Origin of the sequence: Flavobacterium flavipallidum, from assembly GCF_038289905.1 — a bacterium.
Taxonomy (GTDB): Bacteria; Bacteroidota; Bacteroidia; order Flavobacteriales; family Flavobacteriaceae; genus Flavobacterium; species Flavobacterium flavipallidum.
In genome coordinates this window covers 142,032-164,504 of the sequence record NZ_JBBYHU010000003.1, presented here as the reverse complement: position 1 = coordinate 164,504, position 22,473 = coordinate 142,032, and the positions used below count along the sequence as shown (strand labels likewise).

9 protein-coding genes are annotated in these 22,473 nt (G+C 36.9%); all 9 read right to left on the bottom strand.

Annotated elements, in window-relative coordinates; genetic code table 11:
• Nucleotides 1-12 precede the first annotated feature (12 nt).
• Nucleotides 13-3,366 (bottom strand): SusC/RagA family TonB-linked outer membrane protein, encoded by a 3,354-nt coding sequence (locus AAEO59_RS02920; protein ID WP_341699254.1) that lies wholly within the window; start codon nucleotides 3,364-3,366, stop codon nucleotides 13-15.
• A 368-nt stretch (nucleotides 3,367-3,734) separates the two neighbouring features.
• Nucleotides 3,735-5,753, bottom strand: a complete 2,019-nt coding sequence (locus AAEO59_RS02915) for an aceric acid hydrolase (RefSeq protein WP_341699253.1) — start codon at nucleotides 5,751-5,753, stop codon at nucleotides 3,735-3,737.
• Nucleotides 5,754-5,853: 100 nt separating this feature from the next.
• On the bottom strand, nucleotides 5,854-8,322 hold the full coding sequence (locus AAEO59_RS02910; protein ID WP_341699252.1) for a pectate lyase family protein: 2,469 nt from the start codon (nucleotides 8,320-8,322) through the stop codon (nucleotides 5,854-5,856).
• Between the two features lie 9 nt (nucleotides 8,323-8,331).
• Nucleotides 8,332-10,650: a DUF5703 domain-containing protein gene (locus AAEO59_RS02905; protein WP_341699251.1), complete on the bottom strand. Its 2,319-nt coding sequence runs from the start codon at nucleotides 10,648-10,650 to the stop codon at nucleotides 8,332-8,334.
• A gap of 108 nt (nucleotides 10,651-10,758) precedes the next feature.
• Nucleotides 10,759-12,192 carry a sialate O-acetylesterase gene (locus AAEO59_RS02900; RefSeq protein ID WP_341699250.1) on the bottom strand — a complete coding sequence of 478 codons (1,434 nt, stop codon included), beginning with the start codon at nucleotides 12,190-12,192 and terminating at the stop codon, nucleotides 10,759-10,761.
• Nucleotides 12,193-12,428: 236 nt separating this feature from the next.
• Nucleotides 12,429-15,845 (bottom strand): glycosyl hydrolase, encoded by a 3,417-nt coding sequence (locus tag AAEO59_RS02895; protein WP_341699249.1) that lies wholly within the window; start codon nucleotides 15,843-15,845, stop codon nucleotides 12,429-12,431.
• Between the two features lie 114 nt (nucleotides 15,846-15,959).
• Nucleotides 15,960-19,259 (bottom strand): glycoside hydrolase family 2 TIM barrel-domain containing protein, encoded by a 3,300-nt coding sequence (locus tag AAEO59_RS02890; RefSeq protein ID WP_341699248.1) that lies wholly within the window; start codon nucleotides 19,257-19,259, stop codon nucleotides 15,960-15,962.
• Between the two features lie 175 nt (nucleotides 19,260-19,434).
• Entirely contained in the window at nucleotides 19,435-20,565 is a 1,131-nt protein-coding gene (locus AAEO59_RS02885) for a glycoside hydrolase family protein (protein ID WP_341699247.1), read from the bottom strand.
• A gap of 154 nt (nucleotides 20,566-20,719) precedes the next feature.
• Complete coding sequence (locus AAEO59_RS02880; protein WP_341699246.1) at nucleotides 20,720-22,405, bottom strand: hypothetical protein; 1,686 nt, start codon at nucleotides 22,403-22,405, stop codon at nucleotides 20,720-20,722.
• Between the last annotated feature and the right edge of the window lie 68 nt (nucleotides 22,406-22,473).

The following is a 22,473-nucleotide window of genomic DNA, read 5'->3' as shown; positions in this document are numbered from 1 at the left end:
ATTAATTTAAAATTAGAAGCTTACATTCAAATTAAGTGTCCAAGTCCTAAGTGTAGGATAACCTGCCAAAGAATTATCATACATATTACGATACTTGTTTGGATAAGGATTATACAAATCCCAAAGATTATAACCTGTAATACCTATTGAAAGTTTATCAACATTAATACTTTTTAAAACATCTTTTGGTATTTCAAAACCAGCACTTAAATTTCTTACTGTACAACGGAAGTTATTAACTGTCCAGAAATCAGATGGACTAGAAGTGTAATCTCTAAATGCTAAAGTAGGATACTTTCCATTTAGGTTGTCATAACCATACATATCATTCCAAAAAGTTTCACGAGCATAGAAACCATCAGATGAACCAGTAAATTGTGCTACATTATCTAAACTTTGATAACCGCCCCATGAAGTTGCAATTTGAGATTTGATATAAATTCCATTAAATTTCATCCCTAAATTAGTAGTAAATCCATAAGTTCTATTACTCTTTGCAATTTTACCATAATCTTCTCCTGCAATAATTCTACCATCAGCAGCCTTTTGAACACCTGTAGTTCCATCTAATGCGCCACCTAAATCCTGATAAGCCAAGATACCTTTTCTAAGCTTCAAATCAGCCAATGTAGTCAATCCCATAAAATTTGGAGTACCACCAACTGCAGTAGCATTTTGAGTCAAATAATTCCAATAATTAGTAACATCTTCATCTGTACGAAGAATACCATCACCAGTTGAAGTACCCTTCCATACCTTGAATCCCCATACCGGATTATAAAAAGAAGAACCGTTACGAATTGTATTAGCAGACTCTAAAGTATAACCTGGATCTGGATATTTCTTTACTTCATTATCTCCAAAACCAAAATTAACTCCAACATTGTAACTAAAGTTATCTTTTACTTTATCACTCCAATTAATAGAAAACTCTGTTCCCCAAGCATTAACCGCTGCATAATTCTCTTCCGCAAAACCTCCTCCTACTGAAAAAGGAACACCAACTTGACTTGCTAATGAGATCAACATATCTGTATTCTTATCAAAATAGTAATCCGCAGTGATTTGCAACCTGTTGTTTAATAAATTAAAATCAATACCATAATTATGTTTCCAGTCTGTATCCCATCCAACTTTTCTGTTTGGTGCAACTCTAGGAACTAATGCATTACTTAATGTTCCTCCATTAGATCCAAACTGAACACCTTTATCTACTACAATATCATAATATGTTGCCCATCTCCATGCATTAATATTGTCTTTTCCAGTTTTCCCAACAGAATAACGTAATTTTAAGAAATCAACCCAAGTGACATTATCTCTAAACCAATCTTCTTTCGAAACTACCCAACCGACTTGAGCAGCCGGAAAGCTTCCCCAGTAATTCTCAGGAGCAAATTTAGTTGATGCGTCTGAACGATAAATTAATGACATCAAATATTTATCTTTATAACTATAATTGAAACGCCCTAGATAAGACATTGTACCTCCTTCTCCTCTAATGGAATAACTAAGACCTGCATTCAATGTTCCAGCAGTTGCAGAAGTTCCTATATAATTTTTAGACGTAGTCGTATCATAAAGTAAACGTGTCTGGTAATACTCAGATTCAGAACGTTCAATACCAAACATAGCATCTACACTATGATCTCCAAATTCTCTTGCATAAGTTGCAAAAAAGTCAGCTTGAACATTTTTAGAAGTATTATTATCATATTGAACTCTTGCATTTCTAACATTGTCAGCAATGTTGATTTCAGAACTAGTCGCCTGACTAGCTAAATGATTTCCAGTAGTGAAAAAGTTAGTAATCCTTGCTAGAGTGTAAGGGAGAGCAACTTGTTCTGACCTTGAAGCCGTTTGGCTTTTAGAATAACTTCCTTTTAATGACAAACCTTTTATAAAAGGGACTTTATAGGTTAATGAACCATTAACATTATAGGTAAAATCATTAGTAAAAGATTTAGATCCACTATCAAGAACTGCAAAATAATTCCAACCTGCAATAGAAGAATTAGAGTTTTGACTATTACCTAAATTCACATTAGAACGAGGAAACGGAGAGGTATAATACTCTACACCGTCTTTTGTCAATGATATAGGAATATATTTTGGCATACGTAACAACAAACCATAATCAGCCTGTTCAACATTAGTATAAGCACTAGCAAATCCATTTCTGATACTACCACTAGCCTTTGTAAATGATTTCTCAACATCACCAGAGTTTCCTGATACAGAAAAAGACATGTCTAAATCCTTAGTCACTTTAGCATTAACACCTGAACGGAAATTCCATTTTTGATAATCCTGTTCACCTAAATTGGCTCCTTGTGTTAAATATGCTATACCAGCAAAATAAGTAGCTTTTTCATTACCACCACTAACATTAAGAGTATGTCTTTGTTGAGTAGCTGGCTTCCATGCTTTCTTTAACCAATCGTAATTTAATGATTTCATTTCTTCCAAATCAGTTGCTGAATATAACAAACCTTGATCGATAGTAGGAGTCGTAGCCATTAATATTCTATTATTAAAAACTCCTGAATCATAGGCTGACATAGTTTTAGCGTGGCTAATCGCATCGTTAATCGCAAATTGACTTGAATAGTTTAACTGCGTTTTGCCTTCTTTACCTCTTTTTGTCTTAATAACTATAGCCCCTTGTGAAGCACGAGAACCATAAATAGCAGCAGAACCGTCTTTCAAAACCGTAATACTTTCAATTTCAGAAGGATCTAATCTATTAAACATTTCCAAAGTTGAACGCCCTGTTACAGGATCAACTTGAACCATGTCATCAATAACTATCAATGGAAAATTAGTACTCCCATCTTTTGAAAACCCAAAAACCTGACGAATTTGAAGATCTGCTGTCTCTCCTGGACGTCTTGTTCCATTTCCTCCTACAGATAAACCTGCAATCTGACCCCTTAATGATTCAGACAAGTTTGTCACTGGTAAATCCTGAATATTTTCAGGTTTAATTGTTGCTACAGCACCCGTTAAATGAGATTTTTTCTGAGCCCCATACCCTACAACGACTACTTCATTCAGAGAAGCTGCATCATCTTCCATCGTTATATTGATTGAAGTTGATCCATTAACGGTTTTCTCTACTGTTTTCATTCCAATGAATGAAAACTGCAATACTGCTCCCTTAGGAACCTGGATTTTATAGGCACCATCAATATCGGTCAGAACACCTTTTTTTGTTCCTTTTTCAATAACATTAAGACCGACAACCCCAAGTCCGTCTTTATCCACAACTTTACCTGTGACAGTAATTGCATTTTGAGCAAAACCATTCATACTCATCAAGCAGAACAGTAATACACTAAACACCATTTTAAATGTTTGTTTCATAAGTGTGTTTCTTTTGGTTAAAAAAATTAATTGTTTTCGTTTGGTTTATTATTTCTATTTAGCGAGAAATCTATATATACGCTTAAATCATAAATTGATTTACTTTTTGATTTGGTTAACACATTTACTGTTATTCTGTTAACTTTTAATCAGTGTAAACGTTTACATTTTGTGCTACTTTTTTGTATTTTAACAACTACTTCATCTAAAGCAAATGGAATGTAAACGTTTACATGTTTCAAAAGTAATAAAATTTTGTTACAACAATGCTTTTTATGATATTTTTTTTAAGTTTTTTTTAGCTTTTACTTATTTTTTTAATGTTAAATTTTTATTATCGAAAAAAAACATAAATTTTAACAAGCCTATTAGTGCGAAAACCATACTATCATCTCTTTGCTTTTACCATTTCCCCATGCAAAATAAGGTAGCAGTTTTACTGTAATTTGTTCCTTGGCTATTTTTATAGGCTGATAGAGCGTTTTATTGTTCCAAGAATTGGCATCGTATGCTGCTTTAGCGGATATTGAGATTAGATTTCGGTTATTTAATTGTATTGTTTCCGTCTTAAAATCAGAATTTACATCCAAAACAACTTCATTAACTAAACCTGGTTTAGAAATCCCCTCAGATTCTAGACAATAAACAAGAGGCCCCCTTTTAACAGCTACCTGATTTTTTGTCTCTTCCACCAGTGGATTAGCTTCCATTAGTTGCACAGGCATAGGAATATTTAAGCTGATTACATCTCCTTTTTTCCATTTACGGTCTATTTTAAAATAAGAACCGGAAACAATAGTACCTTCTATCTTTTGATTATTTACTAAAATAGTTGCTCCTTGACTCCACCCTGGAATTCTTAAAAACAAAGCATAATTTTCCTTTGGAGCTTTATCAATGTTAATCGTAATAGCTCCATCCCAAGGATAATTCGTTTGTTGGCGTAACTGTAAATTAGCCCCTCCTTCGGTTGTTGTATTTAAATTACTACTCCCATATAAATTAACATACAATCCTTCTTTAGCCAAACTATAAGCATAATTACTAACTTCAGCTAGAGTTCTGGTTACATTAGGTGCGCAACAATTGGACAAGGCAATATATCCTTCACGTGTATTACTCCATCTTTGTTCAAAAGGCAAATCGACAGAAACATTCAAAGGATTGTTATAACAAAACTTATTACCTTCTAAATTCATTCCAGACAACACACTATTATATAAGGCCAATTCTAACACATCTGTATATTTAGCATCAGCTGTCAATTGAAACATTCTCCAATTCCACAAAACATTTCCAATATTGGCGCAGGTTTCGGTATGAGCTGTAGCATTAGGTAACTGATACGGACGACCATAAGCCTGGTGAATTTTTTGAACAACAGTAGGGTCATAAGAAGTTCCATCAGGAGAAACTCCGTCATACAAAGCGCCGCAGGCTCCGGTAATGTACATTTTGCGATAAGCGACATCCTCCCAAATAGACTCTAAATTGTCTAATAACTTTTTCTCTCCAGTTTCGGCATACAAATCGGCTACACCTGCATACAAATAATTGGCTCTTACCGCATGGCCCATAGCAGTAGTTTGTTGCCTAAACGGAATTCGATCCTGATTATCATCGGTTCCATCAGCGGTAGTTCCTTTAATATCTACTAAATTTTTAGCTAGTTCTAAGTATTTAGGATTTTTAGTCGTTCGATACATTTCGACAATTCCCATATAATGTGATGGACAAATGGCATTACGAGCCAACTCAGGAGAAGCTTTTTTGTAAAAATCATACAAAAAATCGGCAACACCTTTAGCTATATTCAAAAAATTGGTTTTTCCGGTAGCGCGATAATGCACACAGGCAGCAGTCATTAAGTGACCCATATTGTACTTTTCAAAACCCAATTGTTTTTTAACTTCTTCAGGCCCTAAAGTTCCCCAACGCTCATCAATTAAAACCGGAGTATGCAAATAACCATCTTTGCGTTGTACTTTGGCAAATAATGCAATGGCTTCATCCATTTGTTTGTCCAACTTTGGATCTTTTGAAACCGCATAGGAAGCAGCCATGCCTTCGAAAATTTTGTAAAAATCCCCATCGTGAAAAGAAGGCCCTTTAAAAGTTCCTTTTTTATTTCCGGCAGCTATTTCAAAATTGGCGTAAGCATGTGAAACTTCATCATTATGATACAAGTCCCACATATAAGGCAGGGTTTCCTTGTTCTCGACATTCAATTGTTCTTTCCAAAATCCATTAGTCCAATTCACATCCTGCAAACCAACACTTTTTAATTTGGTATATGGACTGGATGAATTATCTACTAAACCTTTGTTTTGGGCAAATGTAACAGCAGTTAGGAGAACCACCGAAACTACAATAATTTTTATTCTCATTTTAATGATTTTAATATTTGACTGCAGATTTAAAATCTAATTTTTAATACCGCAGATTCGCAGATTAATTATTAAAAAATCTGTGAATCTGCGGTCAATTTTATTTTACAAATACATTGATAATTCTACTCATTGTGTCTCCATCGGCATCTTTTACTGAAATCACCAATGAAGCAAAACCTTTATGGATTGCGCTAAATTGAACTTCTTTCCCATTTAAAGCAGCAAGTCCATTGTTTACTTCCGAAATATCATAATTTGGTTTTTTCTCATAACCTTTGAAATAATCTATTATAGAAAACCTTAATTGATCATTTAAATTAATGAAAAAGTGTGGTTGCGCCAACCAATTTAAATAATCTTCCAGTTGTGTATAACCATTAGTAGTAGCAGCATTCGCATCAGCGAAATCTCCCTGAGCCGAATTTGGATTCAAACCTTTTGACTCTTCCCACCAATTAGGCAATCCGTCCTGATCGGTGTCCCAATCTGCAGGACGTTTTTCTGAGGCAAAAACTGGCCAACCTCCTTGATCGGATTCGTTATCAATCATTCCGCCAAGTCCGCTTTTACTTCCTTTATAAGTATAAGTACCTTTCAAAGTTTCTTTAATGATGCGCTGATCATGTGTATCAAAAAACGGTTGATTAGCTCCTACATCTGATAACACATTTTTATAAGCTGCTTCCGCCGATTGCGTATTTACGTGTGATTCAAAAAATGGTTTTGGTAAAAACACATCATAATCAACTATAGCCTTATTAGACAGCGTGAATTTTCTTCCTTTTTCCTGATTTTTTTCATTGAAATATCCCGGCATCACATTGCCATCAAAATAATATTGTTGTTTCCCTTTTCCCACTCCTTCAATTTGGGCGTTTAAAGCCACAAAAATTTTAGTAGCAACTCCCGGTTTATAAAAATTATTGACAAAATTCACCTGATTAGCTCCTCCATCGGTGGCACGAGCACCCCAATTGTACACCACATTATTACGAATATCAATTTTTCCACCATAATAACCATCGCCATTTAATCCGCCACCAATACTCCAGTTACGTCCGTAATTATGTGCTAATAAATTATGGTGAAAACTCCCCACATCTCCCCCAATTGTTGCGGCATAACCATGCATTTTACCCGGACCGTATTTATCATGGCCCGCTACATTTAAGGCCTCAGAGATTAAAGTGCGCTGCAAACTAATATTATGTGCGCCACGGGAACTAAACGACTCATCAATAGTCCAACTAATGGAACAGTGATCAATAATACTATGGTTGGCTCCTGTTAATCCCATACCATCATAGGTAGTTCCACCTCCGATTCGGACTTTTAAAAAACGAATGATACCGTCGTTTCCGGTTAATCCAATTGGCGCTCTGCTAATAGTAATTCCCTCTCCCGGAGCAGTTTGCCCGGCAATGGTTACATTTGGCTGACTAACCACTAATCTGGATTTCAATTGAATATTTCCTGAAACATTAAAAACGATAGTCTTTGGACCTACTTCCTGCTCTACGGCATCTCGTAAACTTCCAGGGCCGCTATCATTCAAATTGGTTACTGTAAGGACTTTTCCACCTCTACCACCAATAGCAAAACGTCCATAACCTTCAGCACCGGGAAAGCCCAATTGGGCTGGTTTAAAAAACCAAACTTTTCCTTTGGTTACTTCGTTATCGGCATCAATTTCATCTACTCTCCAATAATAATCCTCTAAATTATTCAAAGAAGCTGCATCAATGGCAAAGTCATTATTTTTTAAATTCCCTTTAAATTCAGCTGAATTACGGTTGGCAGTAGCCACTTGTTTTTCATTGGTACCAAAATAAAAATCATGAGAAACAGTTCCTACCGCAGCATTCCATTCTAATTTGAAGTCCTTTCCTAAAACTACGTGTTTGTCGTTATTTTCTGGTTTGGGTGTATGGGCCTGTTTTTTTAGATTAGGCAAATCCAATTCAAAACCATTCAAAACTACTTTTTGAATTTTCCCAGCCATTTGAGTATCCGCTTCTAAACGAATTACCACTTCTTTCTCATCTGCAACATTAAATTTAATATAAGAAGTCGCTGCTGCAATAGTAGAAGTCACGCGATTACTTGGTATAATCGTTTGCGAATAAACGCCATTTACAAATACTTTTACCGGAGCATAATTCGCCAATTCCGGACTATCAAAGGTATTATTGAACGTCAACAAAGTATGTGGTCCTTTGGACAAACCAGTAAAAATCATCTCAATACTTCTATCGGCTACAAGCCCGTCATTGACCAATCGGGCGTAATAAGGCGCCTGAATTCCTGTTTTGTACCAACTTGAGGTAATACTTCCTTTCAGCGTAACGGCTATTGTTCCAAATTTCTTTTCGATTAAAGTCCCTTCACTAATTGGCCAGGAAATATAATTAGGATCATTTACTTCCTGAGTACGGCGTTGTGCCAAATCAAAATCAACTTTTAATGATTTTGTCAAAGGAAATATTTGTTTCTCCTGAGCATTCAAAGCCGATGTAAACGTTATCATTGTTCCGGCGCAAAATGCCAGTTGTTTTATCAAATTCATAATCTAATCCTATTTTAATTGTTTTTTCTCTGCCAAGCTCATTCCTAACAGATTCACGATATCTTTTTCTCTTTCTTTTGGAAAAACAGTAAGTATCTTAACTTTTCCGCCTTCCATTTTTACTTCTACAGTAGTATTTTGTGAGGTATGCAATTTAAAATGCACATCCCAGCTTTCAGGCCAAGCCGGGAAAAGCAACATTTTCCCATTAACTTCCTGTAATAACATTTCCTGCATACCTATCATGCCGCTGCCGCCCCAATTGTGATCCGGAACCCAGTCAAATCCAGGCCCCCAAAAAGCAGGAAAACGTCTTTCGGAATTGGCCATTTTAAGCAAATTATATTTGGCTGCTTCCTGAGTTAATCCTAAACGAGCCGCAAAAATATTATCCTGTTTCCAACCCACATGACTTCTAAATTTCAAGGCATCTGTATCATATTTCCAGGTATTCCAGGCAGTTTGGATATCTGCTTTACCCAGACCGTGAATTTTCCAGGGATAAACCGAATACAACTGAGGCACTTCGGTGTTATTGATTCGTTCCCATAACTTGGCCGGAGCCAATGTTTTACGACCGTCAAATTCTCTGAAATTCAAAGGCGGAATACGATTTTGAAAGCCTTTTAAATATTCCAAATCCTCTTTGGAGAAATCATTTTCCGAATGCAACAATAATTGTTCCGTAATTACTTTTAAGGCCGAAATTGTACTGTTCGAATTATACGCCATCTTATAAGTTTCAGCACCCGAGCCCGGATACAAAACCAATTTCCCTTCTCCATCCAAGGCTTTTCGTCCTCTCTGTTTCGCTAAATATTGGTAATGTTCGTCAAAAAATCGCAGACAACTCAGCACAAAAGGCTGGTATTTTTTGATGTCTTTGGCTGCATATTCTTTTTGCTGGAGCATCATCTGACAAAACTCCAAAACGGTATCCCATTCGTATTCCAACCAGGCATTGTACTCCATTCCTGCATCATAATCTGCCGGACGTTTCCATTCGTATTCGGCTGGATTTGGCAAGCCAAAATTCTCCAATTGCTCCGTAAAAGCAGCTCCATTATGTTTCCAATAAACCTTTGAGCGTAATTCGGCATTTTTTTGCAAACTCAAGTAATAATCCAATTGTGATTTCATCATGTCAAAATCACCGCTTTTCAACATTGGAAAATAAACCAAACGTTGGTTTTGAGCTGTCATGGTTCCACCACCCCAATTGCGGAAATCTGGAGTAAAATTCAAATCCTTGTTTGTAAAAACCGGATCAACCGTAAACAATCCACCGTTGAATTTAGTTGGATATTTTCCATACGCATTACAGCCCAACATGTAACGGAACAACTGGTAATTTTGCCCGATTTGGTAAACCGAATCTTTATCCGTTTTTGTTTTTTGCGTATAAATAAAAGAACGATTCCAAAATGAATTCCACCAGGCAACTGTTCTTTTAGGCTCTTTTTTATAGGTCGAAATTTGCTTTTGCAATTCAGTTGCCCACAAAGCAGCATCTGCCGATTGATTGGTATGCAACTGAATTTGGAATTCGTGATTTTTGGCTGCTTTAGTACTTGTAAGTTGGTAGCCTTTAAAATCAGTATCCTGATACATTCCGGTGTAAGTTCCACTAGCTTTTAGATTAGAACCGAATAACTTTCCTCCAAAAGTTAGATTTGCCAAAGGATTTAGCATTTGGTCCTTAACCGATTCCATTTTTTGTTGTTTCACTGCGACATCAAAAACCGTATTGGCTCGATTTCTATGGTAAAACTGTACTCCTTTTTTTTCGAAAGAAATAGAATCTTTGTAGGTTACAATTTCGCCTTGCGGAGCCCATTTATACGAATTGGCATTATTAGCTTTGCCTTTAGAATCACGGTTTTTGAAACGCCAACTTTCATAAGCTACTTTCATTTCAGTTGATGTTTTGCTCCCAACTTCAACATGAATCACCGGATGAAAAACATCCACCCAAAGTTTGACTGTGGTTCCATTTTGCGAAATGTTGATATAACCGTCTTTTAGGTGTAATTGCTGTTTAAAACCTTCCTTTCCTTCAAAAGGATTCGGACTTAAACTCACTTTTATTCTTCCTAATTTCAATAACGTATTGTGCTCATCAAAAGTCCCCGAACGTGAAAAATAAAAATACAAATCACCTTTTTCAACCCATACATTGGCACCAATATCGCCGCCTCCTAAAGGCATGGATTCTGATGAGTTATTGCTTTGCGTATTCCAAAGCTGATTGTAATTATCAAGCACAGCTAACTGCGCCTTGGCACAAAGCGTTAGAAATAGTAGAAATATGGAAATTAATTTTTTCATCAAATATCTTTTATTTAACCATTTAAGACATATTAGTTCATTTTAGAAATATACCTTAAAACTTATATTATCTTATATGACTTATATGGTAAAATCATTTTTCAAAACCTACCAATTATCCGTCCTAAAAGAAGAAAGCGGCAATCCACCCGTACTGAAAATTTGTGCCTCAGCAACATCTTTAAATAAATAACGTACCGCAACCGGATTGGTCACTTTATCCGATTTTAACACCACCGATTTTCTTCGTACTTCTGCTTTTGCCGGATAAAACAGCTTATCTTCACCAGCTATTTCAAATCCGGTAACTTCCTTTCCATAAGAAGTAATCCCATTTGGTGCATTATCAAATGAAACGGTTATCGCATTGTCCTTAATTTCTAATGCTTTATATTCAGGACTTTCAAACTCAAAACCACTTATACCATAGGTTTTGGTCAAAGCCAAATACCCCAATCGAGTTCCTCCTGCTTCTTTATGAATAGGATGAATGTTATTTTCTTCGCCAATATCCATTAAAACTGCCATACCGGAATTGGGTATTTCTTTGGAAGCCTGTAATTGTGCTTCACGCAAATAAGCCGAATTGTATTCTTCCTTATTATCTTTTGGATGAAATTGCGCATAATTGAACGGTGCAATCTGACAATAATAGAATGGAAATTCTCCTTGTCCCCAAAGTCCGCGCCAACTGCTAACCATTTTTTTCATCAACTCTTTGTATTGCCCCGCACGTTCATAATTAGATTCGCCCTGATACCAAATACAACCTTTAATGCCGTAACCAATAACCGGAGAAAGCATCCCATTGAACAAAGTCGTCGCAACTCGATTAGGATCTTTGGCTAAATCTTCTTGTCTCGTTGGAATTTTGGCACTGGTAAAATCTTTCAGCATCTCCTGATTCATCCAGGCTTCCATACTCGAACCACCATAAGAAACATGTATTAATCCCACCGGAACAGCTAATACCTCCTGCAACAACGAACCAAAATACCAGGCAGTAGCACTAAAATTACCCGTTGTTTGTGGTCCTGCTTCGCTCCATTTTCCTTGAAAATCTTCATTTGGTGTCAAAACAGTAGCACGTGGAATCGTAATAAAACGAATTTGTTTGTTAGTCGAATGAACAATCACCTCATTTCCTTTGTAAACGGGCTGTCCCGGAAAACCCTTCAAAGGCATTTCCATATTCGATTGACCAGAACACAACCAAACTTCGCCAATTAATATATTCTTAATTGATTTTGTTTCCTTCGCATCAAAAACCTTCATTTCATAAGGTCCGCCTGCAACCGGAGTCTGCACGACAGTTTTCCATTTCCCGTCTTTATCTGCCTTCACTTCATAAGTTTTAGCGTCCCAAGAGGTTTTAATTTTTACCGTTTGATTTTTATCAGCCCAACCCCAAATTGGAGCCTTTGATTTTTGTTGCAACATCATATTATCCGAAAACAAAGCTGGTAATTTGATCGCTGCGTTCATTTGGAAACCAACTAACAAACTCACAAATGCTATAAACCCATTTTTTAAATTTTTCATTTTCTTATTTTATTTTGCTACAGATTAAAAAGATTTAGTGGATTAATCTATGTAATTCTAAAAATCTGTGGCTAATTATTTTCTTATTTTTTTCTAATTATACAAAATTTTCACCATTAAGGAATTAAGAAACATTTAGCTTAATTTCTATGTCGTAATCAAATATTTTTTAGCCACAGATTAAAAGATTTAAAGGATTTTAATCTGTGGAAATCCGTTAAATCTGTGGCTAAAATTTATTTATTTTCTTTTTCTAAAGTCACCGGCCCCAACAAACCTGCTGGTAATAAATTTTCGCTTTCTACCAATCGATAGCGAGCAAGTGTCCAGGTCAATCGGTCTTTTTCAGGTAATTTTTGGTCACCAATTATGCGATTCGCCCAGGTATTCGTCAGCTTAATTATCAATGTATTATTCCCTTTTTTCAGCGCTTTTGAAATATTGGTACGGTATGGAAAGGTCCAAATCGTCCCGCAATCCACACCATTCAAACTCACTTCGGCCAAATTAGCCATCGAACCTAAATTCAAATACACCGCTTCTTTTAAATCGCCATTCCAATGGAACGTTTTCGAATAGACTGCTGTCCCCGAATAATATTTAATATTTTCATTTGTAGAGGTACTCCAATCAAAAAGTTTATTAATTTGCAAAGCTTTTCCCGGTCCTTTAAATACGGGGTCAAATTGTAGATTCCAGTTTTCATCCAAAGTTTTCACTGTTGTAAAATGAATTGTATTCGAAGCTTTTTCAAATTTAGATTCCGCTGTTTTTTCTTTGAAAATCACAAAACAGCTTTCGTTTTTATCCAATTCCAAAGGAATAATCGTTCTCCCATTTTCAATTTTCCATTCATTTAAAGCAAGCATTTCATCAGTAACCGGATTGTACAATTTCGGAATTTTTCCGCTTTCGCGAAAAGAAAAAATCACATATCGTTGTTTTTCCAACTGATTCGATATGAAATAAATTTCTTCGTCAGCACTTCTACGGTGCGTCCAGGCTACAGAACCTCTGTCGTCGTTCTGATCATCTTGAAATAACACGTCAGCATCGATTCCGATTTTAGAAAAATCAGCATCTAAAAATGGAAGTTTGATAACTGTTCCTTTTCCTAATTTCCAGGAACCTGAATCAGAATTATTACCATTAGACCATAATTCATCAACTACCAATTGCCATTTTTTTCTTTCTTCAGTAGTTTGAAAACTTGGTGTATCTATAGGTTTTTCATCAATAAAGATAGTAGCTCCATCTTTGACTAATTGCAGCATTTTTTCGGTAACAGCCAAAGAAATCATATTATTGGGTGCCATTCTTCGACTACCCGGAAATAATAAAGCTCCATATTCTATTCCGCCGTCAAAACTCACTTTTCCATTTACCACCTTTGCTTTTCTCAATAAAACATCGGCATTAAAAGAATCGTACTGGTAGCCATTCATCGGATTGACCCATTGGGACAAATCGGTATTGTTTTTAGAATAGGTGACCTCTTTTGGCATTTTTGCAGTGGGTTGTCCTTCATTTTTCAATCGGATTTTTTCACTTTCTACTCTTTCTTGACCAAAAACATTTGGCACAAAAGGAAATAACCGATCCGGAACCAAAGAACGGGAAGGCAAATCTTCGCCAATAAAAACAGCCAAATCTACCACAGGTTTTCCTTTTTGCAATTGGAATTGTACCCTTTGGCAATAATCAAACCATGCTTTACCGGGTTTCCACCAAGTTTGGTCTCTTTGGAAAAACGAACCAATATCGTCCAAAGTCATTCCCGGTTTTCGGTCTAACCAAGGATTATGTACAAAAACGTGATAGAAAAAACGGTTGATTCCCAAAGCATAATTTCGATCGGCAATCACTTTTAAGTTCCCCGGATGCTCGTCCCAATCCATTCGTAAAGCCGTAAAAGCTTCAGCCTGAATAATGTCTTTACCATAAATATGTCCGCCCGAAATAGCATCCAACATATCGAAAGGTTTGTCATGCGTAGGGCTTTTCAACCAAAATTCCCCACTTGGATAATCCACATATTGAAAATGCAACAAACCATCACTCATCATTGTTGGCGCCACATTTTCAGAACTGAACTTGATATTATTTTCTTTAGCTATTGCTGCCAAAGTTCCAAAAAAATTATCTCCAACTAATTCGGCTATGGTTTTTCGAACATCGTATAAAACTTTTTCGGTGGTATCTACATTATCGATCGGAATTCCAGCCATAACCGGCAAATAGTTTACCAAATCATAACCTCTTCTTTTTCGAAATTCAGCCTGAAATACGGATGACCAATTTTGACTGCCACATTCCCAGCTGTCCAAATGTAAAATTTCTAAAACTTTAGCAGTCAATTCCGGACCCGCAGTTCGTATAGCTTCTCCAAACCAGTGATCCAACTGAAACCGAATCAACTCCGGATTGAACTTATCCACTTCCAAACCTTTTCCAGCTCCTCCGGTTGCATTTTCATGTCCGGTAGAAGTGTGTCCCATACGGATGATTTTCCAATTTCCTTTAGGTGCCTTCCAGTTCAGATTGCCATTGGCATCTACAAATTGAGAAATATTGATGATGCTTTCTTTTTTAAACGAATTGGCATTCGGTATTTGCGTTGTAGTTGTTTTAGGGCTTAATCGCCATACTGCCCCTGATTTCCCTTCGTAATTATCGATTACAAATTGATTGGAAAGCGTGATATTGCTCACTTTTAGATTCGCCTGATTCCATTTGGCAAAATCCAAATCTTCTGCACCCGGTTCAGTACCAGCCGGGTCAAAAACAAATCGGAAATATTTGGCCGAAATTGCTTTGATGGCGCTTGTTGTCCCGTAATCGGTATTTTGCCAGCCCTGCCGTGGCGGCTGTAATCTTTGATGAAAAGAAAAATTCACCCCATCATTACTGGTTTCAACAATTAAACGCTGTGCCTGAAAATCCAATCCTTTGGTTTGAATATTGATATTGCGACACAAAAATGGCTTTTCAAATTCGTATAAAATCCAGCCTTTGTTACTGATTTTCAAATTACCATCTTTTGAAGGATTGGCCAAAAACGAAGCTTCTTCCCCATTGGAAGTGCTCACTTTTGGAAGTATGATTTTAGAACTTTGTTCAAATTCTTTTATTGGAATAGCAAAAGTCGCTATGTCTTTGTAATACTCTTTATAATGCTCCGGAACAGCCAATTGCATGGAAAATTTTTTACCTCCAACAATTTCAGTTGTGGACCAAACTACTTTTTGCATCGACATTTCAGGGGTAATCCAAGGTCCACCCGCCACTGCAAAACCGTCGGCAGCATGAAAGGCTAATTTTACACCCAAACGATCAGCCTCAACAAAGGCCCATTTGACCATATCCCAAAATTCAGGACTTAATTGCAAAATCGGTGGATAGATTAATGGCGGTTCAGTAGGTCCTTTGATAGTCATCAAATAAGCCCCTTCGATTCCTCCCTGTTTCATCGCTTCCAAATCGGCGGTAATTCCTGCTTTAGAATAAGCCGATTTCATCCAATACCAATATAACCAAGGTTTTGAGGATTTGATGGTAGGCTGAAAAAAAGTATTTTCTTTTTCACGAATTTCCTGTGCGGAAAGCATTCCCACAAAGAGTAAGAGTAAAAAGATAATTTTTTTATGGAACATTTTTATTTTTTTTACCATGTAAGACATATAAGTGCATTTAAGAATAAATTAAAACCAAACTTTAATGTACTTATATGTCTTATATGGTTAATTATCATATATTATTTTAAAAATCTAATATTTCAATTTCTTCAAATTAGTTTCCAATCCGTTTTTTGCTTCCGCAAAAGGAAGGATATAAAAACTATATTGATAATCACCCGAAGGAATTTGATATTTTTCCATTGGTGCTGCAACTGGTGACCAACTGTCATTGCCGCCCACGCCCATTTGTTTTAAATCAATATTTACTGTTAGGAAACCTGGATTTACAAGGTCATACGTATGCTTTGCATCATCCAAATTTTGTTGGGTATAAGGCCAGGCACTCATGCTCAAATTGGAATTGTCTTTCACCACCACTAAGCCGGAGTTTTTTGTTGGTGTAGTAAAAGCCATCCAGCGCACCTCTGTACGATTGCCATTTTCCTGAGGCATTACATAAGGTTCAATGAATTTGTCAATTGGCAGCGAATATTTTCCAACCGTGAAACCAAAACTACGGTCACAATAATTTTCCATTTCGCCTTTACCATACCAGGAAATTTGATTAAAATCTTGGTTGATTCCCATTTGCATTCCAATTCTAGGAATGTTCGGCAATTTAGAAGTCGCTTTGAGTTGGTAATCCACTTTTATTATTCCGTTGGGACTTATATTGTAGCTTACATTTACTGCAGCGCTGTCTTTAATAATTTCGTAATCACTGCTAATTTTTATTGCAGCAGCTGATTGCTCCATTTTTATATTTTTCAACATTGGCTTAGCCAAAAACCACTGTTTTAAAATTTTATGAGGTTTCCAGCCTTTGCGGTCATTATCCGTTAAGGCACGTGTGAAATTTGGCATTAATGCAGATTTCAACTGCTCTTTGCCTTTGTACACATACGAACTCAAAGCTCCATTTGTTCTATTAATACTTATGCTAAAATCAGTTCCGTTGATGGTGTATGCCTCTTTGGTTTCTTTCAAATTGCTTTCTTTTTTGGCTTCCGCCAAAGTAACTTCTGCTTTCTTTTGCAACAAAAATTGGTCTGTAGCAACCGCATAACCTTTAGCTGTCCAAAATTCGTCTTTCGCTAATTGAAATTCGATATTGAGGAAATACTCCGAATCCAATTTCATCTTAGGAACATATTTCTGCACATCCAAAACATAATCTTCACCTGCCGGAATTTTCATTGGCTGAAGAATTACTTGCTTGATCACATTTCCATTTTCTATAATTTTTAAAACTGGAATGTATTCTTCTAATGAATTTACAGATTGTCGATTTTTTACCAAAATTTGTGTTCCTCCATGTGTATTTTTAGGAAATACCCTTATCATCTCAACAGGCTGATAAATCCATTTGTTTTCATACATGGCTGCTTTTGGTCTGCCATCAGGAGCTATTAATCCGTTGATATTGAAATTTCCATCGTGTTTTTTCTCACCAAAATCACCCCCGTAACCAAAATATTCCTGACCCGTTTTTGGATCTTTTCGAAGCATACCCTGGTCTTTCAAATCCCAGATACAACCACCAATTACCCTTGGAGTAGACCGGAATTCATCCCATAATTCTTTAAGATTTCCGGTGGAATTCCCCATAGAATGTGAATACTCTACAAACAATATCGGGCGGGTATCTTTCTTTTGTTCTACCAAAAACTTAGGTGTAAAAACACCCGGATAAAAACGACTCACTATATCAACATAAGGTTCGTCCTGCGGATTTTCAAATCGATGCGAATGGTCCACTGTTTTAGGATAACGGGGATCTAGAGGGTCGATATAACCGTCTAATCTTGGATTTCCCTGAGCCGGTTCGTAATGCACCGGACGGGTAATATCGTAATCGTGCGTCCAGGCAGCCATTGCTGCGTGATTAGGTCCTTTACCGGCTTCGTTACCCAAACTCCACATCACAATACTAGGATGGTTTTTGTCGCGGTGTACCATTCGGGTCATTCGCTCTAAATAAGCGGCTGTCCATTGCTGGTCATTACTCAAATGTCCGCCTAAACCATGAGTTTCCAGATTGGCTTCATCCATGACCATCAAACCATATTTGTCGCACAAATCATAGAAATAAGGATCATCCGGAAAATGAGCAGTTCGAACAAAATTGAAATTGAATTTTTTCATGACCTTCACATCTTCTTCTAAGTCCTGATGATTTACCGCCTCTCCTCTTTCAGGATGATGCCCGTGATGATTGACGCCGTAAACATAGGTTTCTTTTCCGTTGATGAGCATTTTACCATTCTCTGTTGAAAATTCTATGGAACGGAAGCCCAGCTTACAACTTTTTACTTCGCTAATACTTCCATCAGGATTTTTCAAAGTCATTACCAAGGTGTACAAATTGGGTTTTTCAGCACTCCATTTCAGCGGGTTTTTGATGGTTTCCTGAAAAAAACCAAAACGTACTTTGTCTAAACGAGGCGATACTTCTTCAATGATTTCGGAAGCTTTTCGCACTAAGGCTTTTTCAAATAAAGGCTTGTTTTGAGCATCGTACAATTGAACTTCGAATGTTTGATCTTTAATAACTTCTCCTGTCAAATTATCCAATCTAGGACGCAATTGAAAAACGGCATCTTGATAATTTTTGTCTAATTTGGTTTGGTAAAAGAAATCGGCAATACGCAATTTTGGCTCTGCCATCAAATACACTTCACGCTGAATTCCGCTCAATCGCCAATGGTCCTGATCTTCCAAATAGGAACCATCGCTGTAGCGAAATACACGAACCGATAGAATATTTTCTCCTTTTTTAAGATAAGGTGTTATATTAAATTCGGAAGAATTGAAACTGTCTTCACCATAACCTACAAAATCACCATTTATCCAAAGCTGAAATGCTGAACTTACCCCTCCAAAATGGAGACTAACGGTCATTCCATTCCAGTTTTCAGGAACCGTAAATTTTCTTTGGTACGAACCTACCGGATTATCATCCTGAGGTACAAAAGGCGGATTTACCGGACGGAAAGAATACACGGCACTTTTGTATATCGCCATGCCATAACCTTCCATTTCCCAGTTGGATGGCACTTCGATTTTATCCCAGCCTTTTACTTCATTTTTATAAAAATCCTGAGGCGCTTCCTGAAGGTTATTGGCAAATTTAAAATCCCATTCACCATTTAGTATTTTAATTCGGCTTTTTTCACGTTTTCCTTCCAAGGCATCGGCAACATTCGTATAAGAATAAGCTGTAGCTCTTGCCGGTTCCCGGTTAATGCTGGTAATCATTGGGTTTTCCCAAGGCGTAAAAGCATATTTTTGAGGGATTCTTGGAATTCCTGCAGGTTCACCCGTTACCAGTTGGGCATTTGAAGCCACTGAAGCCAAAAGTGTAAATAATATAATTTTAATTTTTTTCATATCCCTTTTCACGCAGATTTTGCAGATTTTTTGAATTAACAAATAACTAAACTAATTCTTAAACCATTTTAACAAATTTAATTCTGTCTATCTATTTTGTCACCTCGAGCGCAGTCGAGATGCTGCACTTGTTCTCGACTGCGCTCGAACTGACAATAGGACTATCTAATAATTCTTATTTCTTTTTCTTTTTCTCCGGTGGAGCGACAAAATGCACTTCACTTTTACCTAAATCCTTAGAAGTAGCTACTGCAATTCCTCTTTGATCGGCCTTGTTTACGGCGCAGTAAAAATGATAAACCACACCATCGTGTTTTACGACAAAAGATTTATGGGCAAACAGATTATCATACGGTTCTGATGATTCAATCAAATTGGCTCCTTTCCATTCTTTCCAGTGAACCAAATCATTTGAAACTGCAAATTGGTTAAACGCACCCTGATCCCAACCGGTCCAGAAAGCACCAAAATAGAACATCACCCAAGTATCATTGATGCGCTGAATATAGGCGTCACCCGAAATTCCTCTGTGATGATTGATTAAGGGTTTATCTCCGTAACGCTTCCAAGTTTTCATATCATTAGAAACTGCTATGGCAATACGTTCTGCACCTTTAGCAGGATTGATACTATCACCTCGGGCATTGTAATACATAATAAAATTATGTCCTGTAATTTTTTCCTCATCACGAATTATACTGTTTTTGTACATGGTGCTGTTATCCCACCAACGTACCTCTTTGTCTTTTGGTGTCAAAACAGGATTTTCCAATCTTTGAAATTCGTGTGCTTTTGTTGGCGATTCCTTGGTATAAGCCATACCGATGGATAAAACTCCGGCTTCATAACCTTTGGTATTTCCGCCAAAATAACTCATCCAATATTTTCCATCGTATTTGTTCCATTTATAAGAACCACCCCAGGTGTAATCCTGCAAAGCGATATACCCTGCTTTTTGATTGACATCCCAATGCGTAGTATCTTTAGAAAATGACATCACTTTTCCTAAATGTTTCCAATCCAACAAATCATTACTTTCGGCAAGCCAGGTTTCATAACCTCTTCCATCATAAATCAGGTAAGTCATAAACCATTTTCCATCTTTTCGAAAAACCGAAGGACAATCCATCTTATAAGAGTTGTCTGTTGGCACCATGACCAAACCGTATTTGTAGGGCGTTTTGATTTCGTTGTAAATCTCATTCATTACCGCATCGGTAATTTCCCTTTTCTTGTATTTTGTGGCGCAACTTACTGTAGCTAAAGCTACTATTGCTAAAACAAGCTTTTTAACTGTATTTATCATTTTATAATTATATTAGGCCATGGATGACACTGATTTTACAGATTCCCACGGATTTATTTTTTTTGCCACAGATTAAAAGATTATCCCAGATTCATTTTTAAATTAAAATCTGTACCAATCTGTTTCATCCGTATAATCAGTGGCCTATCGCTATCTATTTCAACTCCTTCAATCGTTGCTCCATCACCTCGCGATTCAATTTCAATTTCACCATTCCAGTCGGGTGAAAACGTCGTTTCAAATCGATGGCATTGTACACAATGGTATATACATCATTTCCTTCAGGAATCAGGCACAAAGGCGTACGCATGATGTCCCACCATTTGTCCACTTTGGTTTCAATAGGCCAATAACGCGCTTCCGACCAATTCACTCCGTCCTTAGACAAAGAATAGCCCATCATATTAGGCAAATGATGTCCCCAACCGTCAGGACCTCCGTCAAATATGGCAATGTATAAGCCATTTGGCAACTGACTCACAATTGGATTTTCCACAAACAAGGAATGTATGGATTTTATAGGTTTCAAACCTTTATTCATACGAAACCAAGGCCCTTCCAAACTATTCGATTCTGCCAAAGCCACAAACCAGCCTTTTCCGGATTTTTTTGGATAATCTTTCCAACTTTCGAACGGATAAGCACCACTGTAAAAACCGTAAAATTTATCTCCCACTTGGTATGGAAAAAAAGAAGCTACTCCCTGACGTCCTTCCCAAGGTTGTGAATCCAATCCCGGTTCTATGATGATTCCGATATCTTTGTAAGGACCTCCAATTCCATCAATACCCTCAACAGTTGACTCACAACGCCAGATACGACCAAAAGAGTGGTTTGGCTCAATTTCTTTACTCACCGTGTAAGCCAAATAATAACCATACCATTTGTTTGCTTTTTCGTTGAAAACCGGCATGTATGACCAAATCGCCGCGCGACGATCGTTCATAGGATTATCATCTTCGGTAACGGCATAAGTTCCGCTGGCTTGTAAAATAGTCGATTCGCGTTTCCAATGAATGGCATCTTTACTAGTCCAATGTCCAATTTTGGTTTTTACACGATCATAATAATAAGGCACTCCCATTTCACCGGCTCTTTCCGTTGGAAACATATGATAGGTGTTGCCCACTTTCACCACACGACCGCCTTCAAAACCACCTTGAATACCTTCTGTTCCGGGAAAACCTTCATCAATAACCGCTTTATTTTCGCCACCGATAATTTCGAATAATGGTTCCTCATCTGAAAATCCTTCGACGATAAAAGTTGGATTCCACAGTTTACCATCTGGAAATTCGGCGTTTCTGAATGTTAAATTTTGATTGCTTTTCACAGCTCCCAAAACCACAAACAAACCTTTTGCATTTGGTAAAATAGAGTGAGTTCCTTTTGCGAAAGCGATAGCATACACATTTACCGGTGGCAAACCCGTTACGGTTAGTCCATTTTCCAAGATTAATTTAGCTTTATCATTTGTAGCAATTTGCAAATAATCTTTATTGTCTTTTTCCTGAAAAAAACCAATAAGCAATTGCGCATTTTCCTTGAATTTTAATTTTAAAGGCTCATTCGTTCCTTTTTTATATTGTTCCAAAGGAAGTGTTACTCCTGTAAGCCCTTCTAATTCGGAAGCTAAACGAACAATATTGTTTTTACTATTCGAAAAAACATGCGCATATTGCGTGGTTTTGAAAGTTTTGTAGTTAGACTTCACCAATTCAAAAGAAGCGGATTGCCAATTGTTTTTTTGAGCATGAACTGAAAATTGAAAGCATGTCAAAAACAGAGCTATGAAAGCTATCTTTAATTTAAAATTGAATTTTGTGTTTTTTGAAAACATTGGTTTTTATTTTTAATTTTCATCATCTTGTCATTCCGACGAAGGAGGAATCTCATTATACAAAATCA

Coding starts and splice junctions, on each gene's coding strand:
- AAEO59_RS02920 (WP_341699254.1), bottom strand. CDS start 3,366: ATGAAACAAACATTTAAAATGGTGTTTAGTGTATTACTGTTCTGCTTG.
- AAEO59_RS02915 (WP_341699253.1), bottom strand. CDS start 5,753: ATGAGAATAAAAATTATTGTAGTTTCGGTGGTTCTCCTAACTGCTGTT.
- AAEO59_RS02910 (WP_341699252.1), bottom strand. CDS start 8,322: ATGAATTTGATAAAACAACTGGCATTTTGCGCCGGAACAATGATAACG.
- AAEO59_RS02905 (WP_341699251.1), bottom strand. CDS start 10,650: ATGAAAAAATTAATTTCCATATTTCTACTATTTCTAACGCTTTGTGCC.
- AAEO59_RS02900 (WP_341699250.1), bottom strand. CDS start 12,192: ATGAAAAATTTAAAAAATGGGTTTATAGCATTTGTGAGTTTGTTAGTT.
- AAEO59_RS02895 (WP_341699249.1), bottom strand. CDS start 15,845: ATGTTCCATAAAAAAATTATCTTTTTACTCTTACTCTTTGTGGGAATG.
- AAEO59_RS02890 (WP_341699248.1), bottom strand. CDS start 19,259: ATGAAAAAAATTAAAATTATATTATTTACACTTTTGGCTTCAGTGGCT.
- AAEO59_RS02885 (WP_341699247.1), bottom strand. CDS start 20,565: ATGATAAATACAGTTAAAAAGCTTGTTTTAGCAATAGTAGCTTTAGCT.
- AAEO59_RS02880 (WP_341699246.1), bottom strand. CDS start 22,405: ATGTTTTCAAAAAACACAAAATTCAATTTTAAATTAAAGATAGCTTTC.